This window comes from Zhenhengia yiwuensis (genome assembly GCF_014384995.1).
In the GTDB taxonomy this organism is placed as follows: Bacteria; Bacillota; Clostridia; order Lachnospirales; family Cellulosilyticaceae; genus Zhenhengia; species Zhenhengia yiwuensis.
Genome location: NZ_JACRSY010000039.1, coordinates 1 through 17,827 on the forward strand (window position 1 = coordinate 1; position 17,827 = coordinate 17,827).

10 protein-coding genes and 1 riboswitch are annotated in these 17,827 nt (G+C 36.5%); of the genes, 2 read left to right on the top strand and 8 right to left on the bottom strand.

Going from position 1 to position 17,827, the window contains the following annotated elements:
* Positions 1–128 precede the first annotated feature (128 nt).
* Together H8718_RS16755 and H8718_RS16760 are read right to left on the bottom strand one after the other, a co-directional pair.
* Positions 129–1,316 (bottom strand): MFS transporter, encoded by a 1,188-nt coding sequence (locus H8718_RS16755; RefSeq protein WP_249333957.1) that lies wholly within the window; start codon positions 1,314–1,316, stop codon positions 129–131.
* Positions 1,317–1,512: 196 nt separating this feature from the next.
* Positions 1,513–4,212 (bottom strand): alpha-mannosidase, encoded by a 2,700-nt coding sequence (locus H8718_RS16760; RefSeq protein WP_249333959.1) that lies wholly within the window; start codon positions 4,210–4,212, stop codon positions 1,513–1,515.
* A 470-nt stretch (positions 4,213–4,682) separates the two neighbouring features.
* Here H8718_RS16760 and H8718_RS16765 point away from each other — a divergent pair, with 470 nt between their 5' ends.
* Positions 4,683–5,750 (top strand): GntR family transcriptional regulator, encoded by a 1,068-nt coding sequence (locus H8718_RS16765; RefSeq protein ID WP_177669138.1) that lies wholly within the window; start codon positions 4,683–4,685, stop codon positions 5,748–5,750.
* 102 nt (positions 5,751–5,852) lie between these two features.
* Here H8718_RS16765 and H8718_RS16770 read toward each other — a convergent pair whose 3' ends face one another.
* Entirely contained in the window at positions 5,853–6,350 is a 498-nt protein-coding gene (locus tag H8718_RS16770; protein WP_249333960.1) for a hypothetical protein, read from the bottom strand.
* A 16-nt stretch (positions 6,351–6,366) separates the two neighbouring features.
* The gene (locus H8718_RS16775; protein WP_249333962.1) at positions 6,367–6,792 is read right to left on the bottom strand and encodes a kinetochore Spc7 family protein; all 426 of its coding nucleotides are present in this window, start codon (positions 6,790–6,792) and stop codon (positions 6,367–6,369) included.
* Positions 6,793–7,160: 368 nt separating this feature from the next.
* Here H8718_RS16775 and H8718_RS16780 point away from each other — a divergent pair, with 368 nt between their 5' ends.
* On the top strand, positions 7,161–8,891 hold the full coding sequence (locus H8718_RS16780; protein WP_249333964.1) for a glycoside hydrolase family 35 protein: 1,731 nt from the start codon (positions 7,161–7,163) through the stop codon (positions 8,889–8,891).
* A 184-nt stretch (positions 8,892–9,075) separates the two neighbouring features.
* On the opposite strand, the gene H8718_RS16785 is transcribed toward H8718_RS16780, so the two are convergent.
* The 4 genes from H8718_RS16785 to H8718_RS16800 form a co-directional block, all read right to left on the bottom strand.
* The gene (locus H8718_RS16785; RefSeq protein WP_249333965.1) at positions 9,076–9,843 is read right to left on the bottom strand and encodes an ABC transporter ATP-binding protein; all 768 of its coding nucleotides are present in this window, start codon (positions 9,841–9,843) and stop codon (positions 9,076–9,078) included.
* The gene (locus H8718_RS16790; RefSeq protein WP_249333967.1) at positions 9,830–10,840 is read right to left on the bottom strand and encodes a FecCD family ABC transporter permease; all 1,011 of its coding nucleotides are present in this window, start codon (positions 10,838–10,840) and stop codon (positions 9,830–9,832) included. The genes H8718_RS16785 and H8718_RS16790 overlap by 14 nt, the downstream gene beginning before the upstream one ends.
* Positions 10,840–11,898, bottom strand: coding sequence for an ABC transporter substrate-binding protein (locus tag H8718_RS16795; protein ID WP_249333969.1), 1,059 nt, complete (start codon positions 11,896–11,898; stop codon positions 10,840–10,842). Before H8718_RS16795 ends, H8718_RS16790 begins: the two co-directional genes overlap by 1 nt.
* A 129-nt stretch (positions 11,899–12,027) precedes the next feature.
* Positions 12,028–12,206, bottom strand: a riboswitch (cobalamin riboswitch).
* 129 nt (positions 12,207–12,335) lie between these two features.
* Positions 12,336–17,822 (bottom strand): S-layer homology domain-containing protein, encoded by a 5,487-nt coding sequence (locus tag H8718_RS16800; RefSeq protein ID WP_249333971.1) that lies wholly within the window; start codon positions 17,820–17,822, stop codon positions 12,336–12,338.
* Positions 17,823–17,827: the final 5 nt, after the last annotated feature.

The window sequence follows — 17,827 nt, forward strand, 5'->3', positions numbered from 1 at the left end:
TGTAATGGCTCATAAGATTAATCCTTTCAATAGTAGTCTTCGCAAACACTATTTTACTAGGATTTTCTCTTATGAGTCATATTTTTTTTAGGTGTTGCACTTAGATTGTAAATTCAAGATATAAAGGATTAACCTTCACTTTGTATATTTAGTTTTTTAAGTAACATCACACCTATAACAAGCATAATCGGGAAAACAATCGCTACGAGTAGTCCTGCTTTAAGGCCTAGGCCTACTGCATCTGATACAACACCCGCTATCCAAGGACCTACTGCTGCTCCTATATCTCCAAAAATGGCAAGCATACCAAACATGGCTGTACCGCCCATTGGGTAAGTCGCTGAAGTTAGACTAAATGTTCCAGGCCACATTAAACTTACTGATAAACCTGTTACCGCACACCCCAAAAGAGAAATAAAAGGATTCTGCACAAAAATAGTTACTGCGTAGCAAATGACACATAAGATACCACTTGCCATAAGGGCACGATTGAGATTAATTTTATGCCCCCATATCCCATAAATACTACGCCCAATTCCCATAAGCACTGCAAAAAGGCATGGTCCTAATAAATCCCCTACTACCTTTGGAACTTGTAAGCCTTTCTCTGCAAAAAGTGAAGACCACTGAGACATAGTAATCTCAGATGCTCCAGCACAAAGCATAAGAAGTAAGGCAATCATAAATCCACGTGTAGAAAGCAACTCACCAATACTCATAGTCGGTGCATCTTCATGTGGCTCTATAATCGGTACTTTAAGGAAATTCTTAATGTTGTAAAGTGGAATGAATGCCCATAAAATCGGTAACACAAACCAATAAGAAGACCCAATCGCTTTAAGTAAAAGTGTTGTAAGAAGTACAACGCCTACTTGCCCCCAACAGTAGAAAGAATGCAATAGGCTCATAGCTGAAGCCTTCTCATCTCCTGGTAAGAACTCTACAATAGGGCTTACGAGTACTTCAATGATGCCGCCTCCAATAGCATAAATCATAACAGCAATCACAAGTCCCATATAAGGCGTCGGCATAATAAGCGGTAATATCCCTAAACTCATTAGCCCCACACTACAAAAGATATGTGCTATTACAGCAGCCTTACGATAACCAATACGGTCTACATATTTAACAGATAAAATATCTGCCACAATCTGAGTTCCAAAGTTAATTAAAATTAATCGACCAATCATCTCAAAAGAAATATGATACTGATCCTGGAAAATAACAAAAAGTAACGGCGCTAAATTAACGACTATTGCCTGGGTAATATACCCTAGGTAACAAGCGCGCAAAGTATGTTTGTATGTATATTTCACTTCTTATCCTCCTTCATTGCTTTATTTATTGTTTTTATTCGTTCTTCTATATAATTGAAACTATTTCATTCTCTTATTAAGTATTCTTAAAGCGCGTCTTATATGTTTCCCTTCCCCTTTCTCCATTGGGGCTGTTTCTCCTACTCCTCTTACCTCATAAAAAAAGGGCTGTTTATACAGCCCTTTTTATTTTTTATTATTTACCAAAACCAAGTGTAATGATTTGGTATGGTTTTACTGCTACAGTATGGTCTACTGCACCGTGGTTTTCTTCAAGAAGGTTACTCATGTACATTGGCATATCTGCTTCAAGTGTTAAGTTTTCTTCTTGATCACTTACAGAATACCATCTTGTTACGATGTCACCTGTTTCTTTGCTTACTTTAAGTGATGAGTACATTGTGCTCATAGCAGCTTTTGGAGCGATAATTGGAGCGTACTCTTTAACAGCACCTTCTTTAACTACTGTTTGCATTGCTGCAAATGGAATTTGGAATTGGTAGGCTTCAACATATGAAGCGTATACATCATCACCAGCTCCGTGAGGAATGATTTCGAACTCAACTTCTTGGTGACCTAAGCATTGTGCTTCTGGTGTTGGGAATACACCCCAGTCTCCAAGTTCACGTGTACCTCTATGGATTGTTAAAGCAATTGTGCTCATACCATCACGAAGAAGTTCGTATTCGTTAAGCCCTTTATTGGCTACTGTTAAACCAACATTTTCATCATGTACGTTGATGAATGCTTGTTGATGTTGTGCATTACATGGGTTTCTCCATTCTTTGCTTGGAACTGTGTCACGTTTTGCAACTTCGAAGATAGAATCTGCATAGTGGAATGGTGAATCAATGTTTGTTGTAAATAATGCACGTACTCTATGGTCAAGTGCTTGGTTGTTGAAGCTTGTTTTTACTTTAATACCTCTTGAAAGTCTTTCAAGTGTATAAACTGTTGTGATTTCCATTGGAATAGTTTCTTCAACTCTTTGAGCTTTTCTTCCAGTGAACCAAACTAACTCTCTCATTTCTTTATCAAGCTGTTCATTTGCTGATTTTGGAATGTTGATTGTTACCTTTGTTTCAATAGCAGCTACATGTGGAAGATTTTTCACCACGCGAATTTCAGCCTTAGCATCTTTTGATGTAATTGGCTTTTCACCAAGTGGCATGAAGTAAACGTATTCGTTACCAAGATCACCATGATCTTCGTAGATGCATTGTTCTTCGAATACTTTTCCTGTTGCTTTATGTGTAATGGTAATAGAACCGTTGTCTTCTACTTTTGCACTTAAGAAGTCATTTTCTAAAATGCATCCATCTTTTACTAAGCTGCCTTCTTCTGCTGCTTTTTCAGCAACTGGAATAAGGGCAAGTCTCTTAATATCAAATGCAGCAAGTTTTTCAATTTCAACTGTTACTTTTAGTTCTTGACACATATATGGTTGTCTGAATTTATCTTTTGGAAGGTCATAACCAAAGTGTAAGCCTAACTCTTCGATTTCACCTTTTAATTCATTACCATTCTCATCAACAATTTTGTATGTTGGTACTTTAGCCTCTTTTGCATCATCAATTGCACCTTGTACATAACCTGGTCCAAAGTATTTTTTAGCTACTTCAAGTTTGAATTCTACTAAACCTGATTTTTCCCAACCTGTTGGGTTAACAACGAAGAATGGTTCAGCTTCTTCACTAATGTTTTTGAATTTCATTGTGTCTAATTGAGCTTTAATATAAGCCATTGCTTCATCAATAATGTGAAGTGCAACTTGTTCAGCTTTTTCAAAACGAGATACCATTTCTCTATGTACCTCATCCACGCTACAACCACAGATACTATCATGTGGATGATTTTGCATAAGTACTTTCCAACCATATGTGAATAAGTGATGTGGATAATCCATACCCATTTTGCTAGCGATTGCTGCAATTGGTTCTGCTACTTTTTCAAATAATGTTTGGCATTTAGCATTCATTTGTTTTAAGTAAATACGTGCAGATGCAGTATTTGCAAGTGTACCAAATCCATCTGTTTGTTGGCTTCTAAGCTCACCATGGATTGTTACTAAGTTATCTGGAAGTTCCGCTTTAATAGCTTCAATATAATCTGGGAAGTTTGAGTGAATGAACTCAACATCTTTGTAGAATTCCTTAGCATTGTTTAAAGCTTCGCTTAAATCTGTTTGAACTGGTTGGTGGTCACAGCCGTTCATGAATAGCATATGATCTGTTGAAGCAAAGTGCGCTGCACCAGCAAGTTTTTGATCCCAGTATTTTACAAGCTCTTCTTTATCTGTTGGTACTTCCATACCATTACAGTACCAGTTCGCAAAAAGTACACCAAGTACTTTTGATCCATCTGGACTTTCCCAGTACATTTCTGAATATGGAGATTCGAAAGCTTCTCCGCTTACTTCGTTGTTGAAACCAGTTGGTTTAACACCACGACCAAATACTGCTGTTTCGATACCTGCTTGTTGTAACATTTGAGGAGCTTGCCCCATGTTACCAAATGAGTCTGGGAAGTAACCTACTTTACATACATCCCCGTACATTTTTGCATCATCATGACCTACTTGTAAGTTACGAACGTTCGCTTCACTGCTTGTAAGCCATTCGTCTTGAAGAATGTACCAAGGTCCGATGTGGATACGGCCTTCTTTGATCATTTTTGTAAGGATTTCTTTTTTCTCTGGTCTTACTTGAAGGTAGTCTTCTAAAATGATTGTTTGACCATCTAAATGGAAACTCTTATATTCTGGATCTCTTTCAAGTGTATCTAATAAAGTATCCATAAATTCAATAAGAAGCATGTGATGTTTTTCATATGGTAAGTACCACTCTCTATCCCAGTGTGTATGTGAGATAACGTGCGCTTTTTTAGTTTGTTTCATGACGCCCTCCTAGGTGTGAATTAAGGTTTTCTATAGCTAGATTTTAGAGGAAAAATGACTTATAATCAATGCTACTAGGAGAAAAAAATGATAAAGTTGGTATACTTGATATATTAAGTAAGCGGGCTTTGGGGAGTGGCAGATGGGATAGTCTGGGATGGTCCTTCAGCTTCTGTCTCATAGCCCTAAGAAAGACTAAGCTCAAGAGTCTTATGAACGCTCTAAACTCGCTTCGCTCAAACAGTAGAGCTAACAACCATAAGCCTCTTTTCGCTAAGTCTTTCTAAAGTTCTAATCGAAGGAAGCTTACAGACCATCCCTCCCTATCCTTTTGCCACACGAGCGCTCTCGTAAAGGGGGTGTCGTATAGAGAGGGGTGGGTATCAAGTATGGGGATGAGATGCTTAATTACTTGAAGGGTACCTACTAACGCGTGTGTGCTGATTTTTTTAAGAAAGGAGTGGATTCTTATGCCTGGTGAACCACTTTATATGAGTATGCGTAAATATTTGCTAGAGATTATTGAAAACAATAAGCATACGCCTGATTTTAAGTTACCGTCTGAAAATCAGCTTGCACTTAAATTTAATGCAAGTCGTATTACGGCTAAAAATGCTATTTTATCTCTTGAGAAAGATGGTCTTATTTACCGCAAACAAGGAAAAGGAACTTTTATAGCGCCAAAGGCTAGTGAATTTGAACGCTTAAAGTCCGAGAAGCAAAATCCTATGATTTGTTTTATTGTACCAGGTGTAGGCGGAAAATTTATTGGTAAGATACAAGAAGGTATTCAAGCTTTTGCACTTCTTCACAATCTGAATTTAAGTATTATGGTAACGGGCGGTAATCAAAAAACGGAAGAGGAAATGATCCGCGCTGCTACTCAAAATAATTGTAAAGGACTCATTATTTATCCTTCCGATAATAATGTGTATAATAAGGAAATTCTAAAACTCAGCCTTAATAACTTCCCTGTTGTCCTTGTAGACCGCTATTTAACAGGGCTTGACTTAAGCTATGTCGCCTGCGATCACTTTACCGCTGCTTATCACGGTACGCAGCACCTTATAGAAAAGGGGCATACCCGTATCGGCTTTATGAGTCAAGATCCCCACCTTGTCAGTTCTGTCCTTGAGCGCAGCCGTGGCTACCAGAAAGCACTTATTGACCATGTAGGCGGATTTGACTCTAAGCTTCAGCTCATTTGTGACCATACTGCACCTGACTTTGCTGAGACTTTTGATCGTTATCTTAAATCTAATCCTGACCTTACAGCTCTTATTACTACAAGTACAGGATATGGTCTTAAGATCGTTCCTTTCCTTCAGGAACAAGGTATACGTATTCCTGAAGATTTGGCACTTATGCTTTTTGACAATGAATTTGAAGACTACTTACACCTTCTCTCCTTTAGACCACTTATTATTGATCAAAATCCTTTTGATATAGGGGTTAAAGCAGGTGAACTCCTCTACCGCCTGCTCTATAAAAATCCAAAGCCTAAAAAGGTTCTACTTAAAGAGACCATTATTGAATAGGTTAAAGATTATAGGGACACTGAACTTTCCTATAATACAAAAGAAACGACCTTATTTGAACTTAAATAAGATCGTTTCTTTTTTTACTCTATTTTACTTAGATTACCATCCATTTCTTTGAGGCGGAATATTCCAATCATTTCCCCCTCCACCTTGTAACTTATCAGTCGCCCTATCCACTTCTCTTGTAAGCTCTCTAAGCTTTTGTAAACTTGCAAAAGTTTGACGCTGAGTTGCATCTATCCGAGTTGCAATACTAATAAGTTGTGCAGGTTGGGGCGGATTAGGTTGACCTGCAAGAAGTCTTAACTCTTGTTCAATAGCATCAAACCCTAATAATCCTGTCTGAATCATTTCACTAATAAAATTGACTTTATCCATAATCATATCAATTTGATTAGCCGTAATTCTAGATGCAGGTGCATTCCAGCTATTCATATAATTAAGTTCTGTAGAAGCTATATTAGGATTATCAGATACCTTAAAATCTTTTTGAACGGCATCAGGTAAATCTGTTTTTAAATCATGTGCTATATCTTTAACTTCTTCTACTACATCCATAGCTGTAAGCTTTAAATCTGTAATTAAATTTTTAAGCATATATCCACCTTCTTAACTAATCTTGAAGTTTATCAGTTAAAACATCTATTTGATTGGTTAAAGCATCAATTTTATCTGTCAATTGGTCAATTTCGTTTGTGTAAATGTCTACATCTTTAATATTTTTTCTTACTTCTTCTTGGTTATCCATAGAAGTTGAAACTTTTGATGCAATTTCTTGAGCAATAGATTGAACTAAGACTTGAATATTTTCAGGTGCATTTTGCCCAATTTGTGCTACTAATCTGTCTAAAAGTGGCTTAACTTGTTGAAGTGTTTTAATCGAGTTACTTAACTCTCTTCCACATGAATTAAGCTCTGCGTCAATTTTATCACATGTTCTATCAATATCAGATTGTGTAATTTGATCAATTTCACGAATGACTTTATCAATTTCATTTCCAATACTTCTTGCATCTTTTTTACCTACAAATAATGCCATTACTCCACCTCTTTAATATGTAAATTTTATATACAAATTATATATTAAACGTTATATTTTAACAAGTTTATAATTTATTTTAAAATACATTATTAACAAAAATTTAATAATCTTATTTCCAAATTCTTTTTTAAATATCTTCTTACTTCTAAAATTAAAATATAAACATTTTTAGATAAGTCTCTTTTTATCTATTTTTTTATCCTTACCTACAAAATATATTCAGATTTCGTTAATTTTTTATAAATTAAGCCACTTAAAATTACAAAAAATTTATATTTAGTTTTACAAATTAGTTTATGATATATTATACTATAATTAGTTAAAATTTTTATATTATACATCATTTATATGTGAAAGGATTTATCATGCTTACACTAACCGACAATCAACAACCTATTATGAGTGGTGCAATTCACTACTTCAGACTTTTAAAATCAGACTACAAAGACCGTCTTATGAAACTTAAAGCTTGTGGCTTTAATACGGTTGAAACTTATGTACCTTGGAACCTTCATGAGCCTGAAAAAGGCAAATTTGTATTTGATGGACACTTCGATATTGAATGTTTCCTTCAAACAGCAGCTGAGCTTGACCTTGCTGTTATTTTAAGACCAGGTCCATATATCTGTTCTGAATGGGATTTCGGTGGACTTCCAGCTTGGCTTCTCAAAGATAAAAATATGGTCCTTAGATGCTACTGTGAACCATACCTTAAACACGTAGATGACTGGTTTGATGCATTCATCCCACGAATTGTACCATACCTTAGTACAAATGGTGGACCAATCATTGGCGTTCAGGTAGAAAACGAGTATGGTAGCTATGGAGATGACAAAAAATATTTAACTCATATTAAAGAAGGTCTTATTCGCCGTGGCGTCGATGTTACGCTCTTTACTTCTGATGGTGGTCCTGACCATATGCTTACAGGTGGTACACTTCCTGACGTGTACAAAACAGTTAACTTTGGTTCTGCTGCAGATTGGAACTTCTCACAACTTAGAAAACGTCAACCAGATCTTCCTGTTATGTGTATGGAATTTTGGGATGGCTGGTTCGATCACTGGGAAGTCCCTCACCATACAAGACCGAGCCATGAAGTCGTACAAGTCTTTGAAGATATGCTTGCTCATAATGCACATGTTAACTTCTACATGTTCCACGGTGGTACCAACTTTGGTTTCTATAACGGTGCCAACTTCTACAATGATGCTAATGCACAAGGCTATGGAGCTACTGCAACAAGTTATGACTACTGTGCTCTTTTAACAGAAGCTGGTGATATTACAGAAACTTACTTAGCTATACGCGAGTGTATGGAAAAACACTTTGGTCCTATTCCATATGAAATTCCTGCTAATACAACAAAAAAAGCATACGGCAAAGTAAACTTTACCAAACAAGCACTTCTTTTCGACAATTTAAATAATCTTACTACTAAAAAAGAATCTGCTATGGCAGAAAACATGGAATACTATGATCAAGACTTTGGTTATATCCTTTATCGTACACATGTAGAGGGCCCTCGTGGTGATGTAGGTATTCACTTAACACAAATCCATGACCGTGCTCAAATTTTCATTAATGATGAAGAAGTAGCTGTCTATAAACGTGGCGAAAAACAAGAGTTATCTCGTAACATTCCAAGTGAAGGTATCACTTTAGATATTTTAGTGGAAAATATGGGGCGTATTAACTATGGTCCTCAACTTAAAGACTATAAAGGTCTTGTAGGCGGCTTAACCATTGCAGGCTGTTACCACTTTGGCTATGATGTCTACAATTTAGATATGAAAGACCTTTCAAAACTTGAGTTTAAAGATACTATAGAAAAAACAAATAAACCTTGCTTCTACCAAGCTACTTTTACAGTAGATGAAGCACATGATACATTCCTTAAATTTGAAAACCTTACAAAAGGATTTGTTCTCATTAACGGCTTCAATATTGGTCGTTACTGGAACGTAGGTCCACAAGAAACACTCTTTGTACCAAGTGGACTCCTTAAAGAAGGTGAAAATGAAATTGTCATCTTTGAGCAACATGAAGCAAAAGAGCCAAGTATTGAATTCATTGATTATGCGATTTTAGGATAAATGTTTAATAATCCAAACATTATCAAGCGTATACCTTAATAGCGCAGGCTGCAGTATCTGAAAAGATCAAATTCAATACCTTATTTAAATAAAACATGGTCTACAATAAATTATACATATAAACCACGCCCCCCTTATTCGACAAAATGAATAAGGGGGGCGTGGTTTATTTATACGATACATCCTACTTCACAATAAAATAAGGATAGCCATAGGATACTTCTTCATAGATATTAGCATCTATCCCAAATATCTCTTTTAAAATCTCTTTCGTTACGACTTCTTTTGGACTTCCTTCTATAACTTTACAGCCTTCTTTCATAGCTATAATCCTATCTGAATAACGACTGGCTTGATTAATATCATGTAGAACCATAACCACAGTAATGCCCATTTCACCATTAATTCTCTTAATAAGCTCAAGTACTTCATGTTGATGTGCAATATCAAGGTAAGTAGTTGGTTCATCTAGAAGCAGGATTTCAGGTTGCTGTGCTAATGCCATGGCAATCCATGCACTTTGCCTTTCTCCTCCAGACATAGTGGACATCTTACGATTTTGAAGATGGGTAATACCCGTCTCATTAATCGCCCAATCTATAATACGATAATCCTCTTCCTTTAATCTCCCCATCCAATCAAGGTAAGGATTTCTTCCATAACTTACAAGGTCTCGTACGAGAAAATCATCTGGCACAAGAGGTGACTGAGGCAGAATCGCTAACTTTTTTGCAAGTGTCTTATGGGAGTAGCTATGAATAGATTGGTTATCTATAAAAATATCCCCTGAAGCAATTTTCTTATTCTTGCTCAAAGCCTTAAGCAAAGTGGATTTACCACATCCATTAGGCCCAATAATAGTAGTAATGGTGTGTGGCTTAATACAAAAAGAGAGATCTTTGATTACCATATGCTGTTCATAACCTAAAGTAAGCTTTCTACTTTCTAGCACTCTTAATCCCTCCTCTTAATAAGTATAAGAAAAATGGTACACCAACTATTGCCATAATAATTCCAACTGGAATTTCCATAGGCTCAGCAACTACTCTTCCTATAGTGTCACAAAGCATAAGTACCCCCGCTCCTGTTAAGGCACTTGCTGGTAATAAATATTTATAATCAGACCCAATCAAAATTCTAGAAATATGTGGTACAATTAAGCCCACAAAACTAATGAGCCCCACTACACTTACTGCACTGGCAGCCAAAAGAGAAGTTAATAAAATAAGAATAACGCGTAGCCTCTCCACATTTACACCTAAACTTCCTGCTATCTCATCACCTAATAGTAAGATATTAAGCTTTTTAGAGAGTATCATAGCCACTATAAAACCAATTAAGGCATAGGGCCAAATCCTATTAAAGTCATTCCAAGCCTTAACCGATAAGCTCCCGATAGAAAAACCTAAGGTGTTGTGCACCCTATCAGGAAAAAAAATCAAAATAAGATCTACTAAAGCATTTAATAAAGAAGAAACGGCTAGCCCTGCCAGCACCATACGAAGCGGATTAATCCCATCCTTCCAAGAGAGTATAAAGATAAGTACCGTTGTGAGTACCGCTCCAACAAAGGCTGCTGGCGTCACTAAATACTCATATTGTGGGAATAAAACTAAGCAAATAACAGACATAAGTCCTGCTCCTGATGTAATCCCAATAGTACTTGGAGAAGCCAGTGAATTTCTCATGATCCCTTGCAAAATAGCGCCTGCTAATGCTAGGCATACCCCTACTAACCCAGCTACAAAAGTTCTTGGTAAGCGTATGTTATAAATAATATTATGGTTCATACCACTTTTCTCTACAAAAATAGCCTTTATAATATCCATAGGCCCTACTTTATAAGCACCCAATCCAATACTTATAAATAAACTTACAATGACAAATAGTATAAGTCCTATTAGGACCATTCCTTTGTATCTAGGTGTATCTCTAAAATCCGTTTTCATTATTCGGCTTCTTTCTCAAAAAAAATCTCTTCCAAATAAGCAAAAGCTTCATCATAGCGCGCATTTGGTTTGTATACAAATAAATCTTTTGGTAAGTAATGTACTTCATCATTTTGTACAGCTGTTAAAGCATTCCAAGCTGGATTGCTCTCTAAATCTTTTGCGATTTTTGCTTTCACCCCTTCTACATCTCCCATTGTACTAATGAGAATATAATCCGGGTCCGCTTCAATCAATTTCTCAAAGCTAAAAGCTACTCTTGTTTCACCTTCAACTACTATATCTTCAGGTTTTACAATATTCTCTACACCTAATAAGCTTGTCATTTCACCTATAGAGGAATCATCTGTATCTACTTTAATTTCTTTGCTTGTCGAATAAAGTACAGCTACTGAAGGATGCTCTTTATTTTCCTTGGCTCTTTCTATAATCCCTTCACATTTTTCTACTACAGGCATGACTTTCTCCTCAAATAAATCTTCTGTTCCTAGTATCTTACTGAAAATATAAGCATTATTTTGGAAAGCACTATAGGCTTTTGTTGAGGCATCAATTACTGCCCATTCAATACCATTTTGATCAAGTATATCTGCAAATTGTGTTTGACTATTCGTTGTATGCATTAAGACTAAATCTGGCTCTAATGCAAGTAAGGCTTCAATACTTACTTTATTAAAAGACCCTAAGTCTGTAATATTCATAGCTTCTGGTGGTACATTAGACTCACCACTTACACGTGCAACAGATTCACCACCTACTAAATACCATAAATCTAATATGGAATTTAACAGCACAACTGTTCTTTCTGGTTTTTTAGTAAGGGTTTTCTCATTACCTTCTCCATCTACAAAAGTTACGGTTGTATCTGTTTCAGCTAAAATAAGTTTTTCATAATCCTTTTCATGCTCTTCTTGTACAGATTCGCTCTCTTGAATGTTCTCATGCTCTTGTACTTGTTCAATTTGAGTTTCTACATCGACACTTCCTTTAGGCTGACTACACCCTACTAGACTTGCACACATTAAAATCCCTGCTAAAACTAAACTTAACTTCTTCATTTTCTTCACTCCTATAGTTTTTTAGTCATAAAAAAATCTCCTATTTCTAGGAGACGCGTGCAAATCAAGCCCATTAAATCTTTTTAGACTTAATGCGCTTTCATTACACCCTCCATCCATCGTAGAGTTAATGGTGTTTCATTATAGGCAGGTCTTCTGACTTAGGTTCATCAAACTTATCGCCTTCCCTTCTTTCAAAAGTGGCCTTTCTGATAAGCTCTCCCCCTTACAGCGGCGGGACCGTACAGTACTCTCAACTGTTTCCCTATTAAGCTATGTAAAATAGCACCTATAACATTTCTCCATATTACAATTATTTTAATTTAATGTCAATATTTATACTTTTCTTATTCTTAAAACGAGTAGCCTTTTTACCAAGGCTACTCGTTTTAAGTTTTTTCTCTAAAGTTTTATAAGCCTTAATTTTTTTAATGCTGTTATTCTTCTAAATTCTGTAATAAAAGTGCTATCATTTTTGCTACCTCCGCACGTGTTGCCTGAGCTAATGGCGCGAAGTTGCCATGCTCTCTACCATCTATAATATTAGCTGCTTTCATAGCATAAACAGCTTCTCTTGCATAAGCTTTAATGACCTTATCATCTGCAAAAAGCTCTCTCTTTGTAGCGTTGTCCCAAGTATAATGTTGTACCTGGCTCATATAGCGATAGAGCATCACTGCCATATCCTGACGTGTAATGGTCTCTTGTGGGTTGAAGCAAGTACCGCTTCCTTGTACAATCCCCATTACCTTCGCCCATGCTACAGCAGGCATAAACCAATCTATATCTTGAACATCTTGAAAAGTGCTTTCTGTATATAAGCTTAAATCAACTTGACTCATATGAGCTAAAATCTGTACAAACTCAGCGCGTGTTATCCAATCATTTGGTGCAAAAGTCGTTTCTGTCTTTCCTTTAATCAGACCTTTTGCCATAAGATATTCGATATACTCTTTGGCCCAACTTGTCTCAATATCTGTAAAGAGATAAACTGGTGCTCCTTCTTCCTTAGGTTCTTTATAAAGGACTATAAATTCGCCACATTTACTGGTCCTAAATAGAACTGTCTTGGTATCTTCATCATAAAGGCTACCTTCTATAAGCTGTAACTGCTCATCTTCTGTAACCCAGTATACTTTCAAGTACTCAGGTTCTTGCGTATCCTTAAGCTTATAAGGCACAGCAACTTCTATCTTCTCTTCTCCTAAACTTAAACTATCTTTTTGAGCTGTTTGTAAGTTAAAGACCAAGATAGTACCCTCACCTATTTGTTCTTTAATTTCTTGGCTTAGATCCTTTTGATGCAATTGTTTAAGCGTAAAATCAATTGCCTTTTCATCTGCCTCTTTAACCATTTGCTTAAGTGCCTTTTCATCTAATGTAAAGGTTGCCCACTCTGTTACAATCTGCAACGTAGTATGATGTGTTTGACCTAAAGCTTCTACAACTTCACTTGGTAATTTTAGACTTATACCTACTGCTTCATCTGGTAACTCCACTTTAATTTGTGCTAGGCTATCTTCTTTATCGTTACTTTGAAGTTGATTGATAAACTGTGTTTTCTGATTAAATTCAAAGGTAAAGTAAGCTGTACCTCCTTGGACTTTTACAGGCCTTAGCGTAACTGTTGCAGATTGCCCTACTACATTTCCGCCATCTGTATTACTTCCCCAATGTTCTGAGTCTTCTTCCTTCATATAATCATCTGTATAATGCCACACAATATGATCTCCCTCATAAACTGGATACTGCCTTAAACCATAAAGTGGATGGGCTCCATTAACTGTATACATCCATCCTGAATGAATACCATTACTAAATTCTCTTAGCCATTCGCCTCTTGGTGACTGAATCCCTCCAATATACCCCGGCTGTGATTCATCATAGCTTAATCCTGCCTCACTTAGCGCTTTATGGAAAACATCAAATACAACAGAACCTTCTGGTACAGTAATTGACCTTTCTGGTATCCATGTCTCAAAGTCTACATGTTTATCTGCTGTTTCATGAACGGAGTCACCTATCAGCTCAAAGGTAACCGTAAGCATTTCCTTATCATCTGGATCTGGGTCTGGCCCTGGCGTACTTACCTCTTGAAGCTGTTCATGTGCTAGAATAATGGCTTGACATCTTTCATAAATCTCATGAGCTGTTGCATTAGCATTATGCGTTACAATAGTAAGAGCCATTGCCTCATTTTCAAAGACTTTAAAGCTCTCAGCTGTATAAAGTGCACAATCTGTAAAGTAAGGAAGTTTATGAGAAGTCATTTTCTCTATAAGTTCTTTGAGTCTAAAGTAATGCTCACCATACCCTTTAATCTTTCCTTCAGGTACCCTCATAGCTTCATTATAAGTCCACCTTAAAGCCTCTACTTGTTCTTTAGGACAACTAGTTACATCTCCCTCCAAAATCAGCTTTGCTTGTTCTATCACACCATCTAAGTGCGCTCTTGTTAAATATTGTCTTTGCCATACATTTGTTCCTTGGACAATAGTGCCTAGTGCAATAATGGCGTCTTTGTCAAAATCCTTAAAATCCATATTAGGTATTGCTATAAATCTTCCATCGTCTAGCTGGGCTTTTTTAATAATATCAAGTGGATTTTGCCCTGCTATGGTCCATTTCTCACTTGTTACATCTTCTCCAGCTGCCACTAGCCCTGCTACCACACAAGAATGGGTGCTAATATTTTGGTTTTGGTATTGTATATGGTCAAAAGTACTACGGTATTCCCCTTCTTGTACCTGCCTATCTTTGAAGGAATCAATAATCTCTTGCATTTCTGCTTGACCAACAACATCTTTATGATTTTGAATACCAATAAGTGCCCAACCTCTCATATCTAAATCAAAAGTATCATCAGCAGCTTGATCTTTTACAATATTAATGAGCGCCTCATTATACGTGGCACCTGCTGCATCTAGTGCATACAACGCCCAAATATTGTTAGCATAAGGTCCATAAACACCTCCTACTTTTTCTAAAGCCTGCAACTTTTCTACATAATTAATGCCTTTATAGTTATAAGGATTTTCTCCCATAATCACCAATTGTAAAATAATAGCTGCATAATCTGTTGCTTGATAAGTACCGAAATCACCATTCTTATGAGTAGTCACATCATAAACTTTATAATCTGTCAAATCAATACCTGCACTTGCTAGTCTAAAAACACCCCAATAGCCTTGTCGTGAAATATCTTTTCCATACTCTTTTTCCATTCCCTTAAGTGTCTTATCTAAAATAAGTTTAGCTTCTTCCTGAGCTATTGAAGTTTCAGCAGTTATCCTCTGTACTGTTTCTATACCTTCTAATTCTAGGCTAAACATTTTAAGCACGACATCTTCTTGTGGATCTCTGAGTTCTAACTGCTTATAAGCCTCTATTACATTTCGAGCACCTTCTATTAATTGATGACTTGTTATCTCCTCTTTCTCAAATAGTGCATTTAAATCTTCCTTAGCTTGTTTATATACTGCATAACTTTCAGGTGTATAAAGTTCTTCTTCAGTCAGACTTGTACTTGCTAATATATCCTTTAATGCTTGCTGTAAAGCAAAGTATCGCTCACCATAACCTTTGATAGAACCTTGTACCACTAAGATACTATTCATATTGTCATACGCTAGTTTAAGTGATTCTACACAGGATTGATCATAGATGCTTAAATCTGTTTTAAGTAATGCATTGACTCTATCTCCTAAATCCTTAACCTTATTAGCATCTAAATCCATTCTTTGCCAAATATTGCTTCCTTGTACTAAATCACCTAAAGCAATGATCCTAGCAAGGTTAATGCTCTCTAATTCTCTACCTAGAATATCTATAGGATCTTTCTCTTCCCATACATAAGGTGCCCTACTTAAATCTTCACCTGCTGCTACAAGCCCCATAACAACATAGGCATGTGTCTCCAAATCAAAGTTTTCACCCTCTTTAAAGGTACCTGCATCACTCCCCATTCTCACTTCATAAGCTTGCACTATACGTATCACTTCATCTAATGTTGTCTCCCCTACTTCCTCTTCATGCTGCATAAGTGCAACTAGGCTTAACCCTTTAGCCTTTAAAGGTGCTTTTTCACTATGGATTACTTCTACAAGCTGGTCAATTTGCTTTTGTGAGACTTTTGCCCCTGCTGCATCTAAAGCTAAAACTGCCCAAGCTCCTTCATCATCTACACCTAGGATAGGGTGTACTTGTAAATAATCTTCTAATAACGCTATATAATTAATACCTTCATAATAGTAGGGATTTTTTCCTTCTAAAATAAGCTGCATGATTACGCCTGCATAATCTGTGGCTGTATACTGTGTAAAGTCTCCATCCTTATGATTTTTAACGTCATACAAAGTATATTCAGAGTTATCTTGATTACTACTTGCAAGAACAAAGGTCCCTCTATAATCTAAACTTGAAATATCTTGACCATAAGTATTATAAAAACTTTCAAATGCCTTACCTAAAAGGATTTCTTCTTTAGGTTGTTCAGTTCCCTCTACACTGATAACATAAGTCTTTTGCTTTTCTACCTCACCATTTGTAAAGGTTGCAGTCAGTGTAACCTGTGTCGTATAACTTGGCTGCACCACTTTTCCATCAGGCGTAATAATTTCTTCATGGTTACTCTCCCAACTAATCGTAGTGCCCTGTACCCCTTGTGTAGGCAAATCTATATCCACCTTCGTTACATGGGGAACCTCTAATCCACGTAGTGTTTCTAAGATAGAGCGTACAGACTTAGCTTGTGGTGTAACAATACGTCGCCAAGAAACTTCTCCTTCCTTTAAATCACTTAAGGCAATAAGGACTTGCTGCGTATCATATTCTTTACACTTTACACCACTCGCTCTCGAAATACGATAGCCCCCGCTACCATCTTCATTCCTATATCGCTTAAGTTTATTTAAAAGTTCATGTTCTTCTATTTTTTCAGGTTGACCTAAGGCAATCCACATAGGAATTAAATAATAGATGTCATTGAGCCCCGTATTGGTTTCTGAATTAATAAATTTTAATCCTTGATAGATTGCTTCTCGACAAATCTCACCTAGGGTAGTGCCATCTTCTTTAAGAATGATCTCATCTTCTACATGGCCTGAAAGCAAACCTACAATCAGTTGTGTAGCTAAATTTTTATCCTGTACATAAGTAAATTTTCCAGGCATCATAGTATTAAAAATATATCCAGTAAAATCGCCTGATGCTCCCTGCATAGATAATACTTTTTTAAGTGCTCCTACATAACCGTAGTCTTTACCTTCCTCATAATTAGGCCACTCCACTTCTACATCTGTACCATAATACGCTTCTAGTGCTAAAATGGCTCGTGCTTGTGCAACCCCATCCTTTTCAAGCCTAACTGTCTCGTTAGGATCTTTAAAATAACCTGTTTCTGCCTGTGTACTTAATAAATCTTCTACTAAGCTACTCGCATCCTCTCCTAAAGCAATAGCATCCAATATAGCCTCTGCTCTACCGACAATATCTGCTTGAGGTGCTCTTTCTTGTAACCTTGTTGCACTATGTTTATAAGAACTTTCTCCTATGCCATTCCTATCAAATTGAGTAGGATCGATATGCGCTGCTTTAAAAGCATAGGGATAAAGTGATAAATCTAAAAGTGCTCTTCCATCTTCACCCTCTGTATTTAAGTTGCTTACATACCCTTCTATTCCCTCTATTAATTCGTCAATTGTATACGCACCATTTGTTGTAATTTGAATACGTTCATTTAACCCATAAGCCCCACCTGTAGTAGTAGCTAGACCACCAGATGTCGTTGTCATCGTTTCATTTAAAAGCTGCATAGCCTTTTCAGCCTTTTCACCTACTACTATTTGTGCATATGGCCTGATAGGTATAGTCAAAAGCAATATTGGAACTAATAATCTGGCTATTTTCTTTTTTAAAGTATTCATTTTCC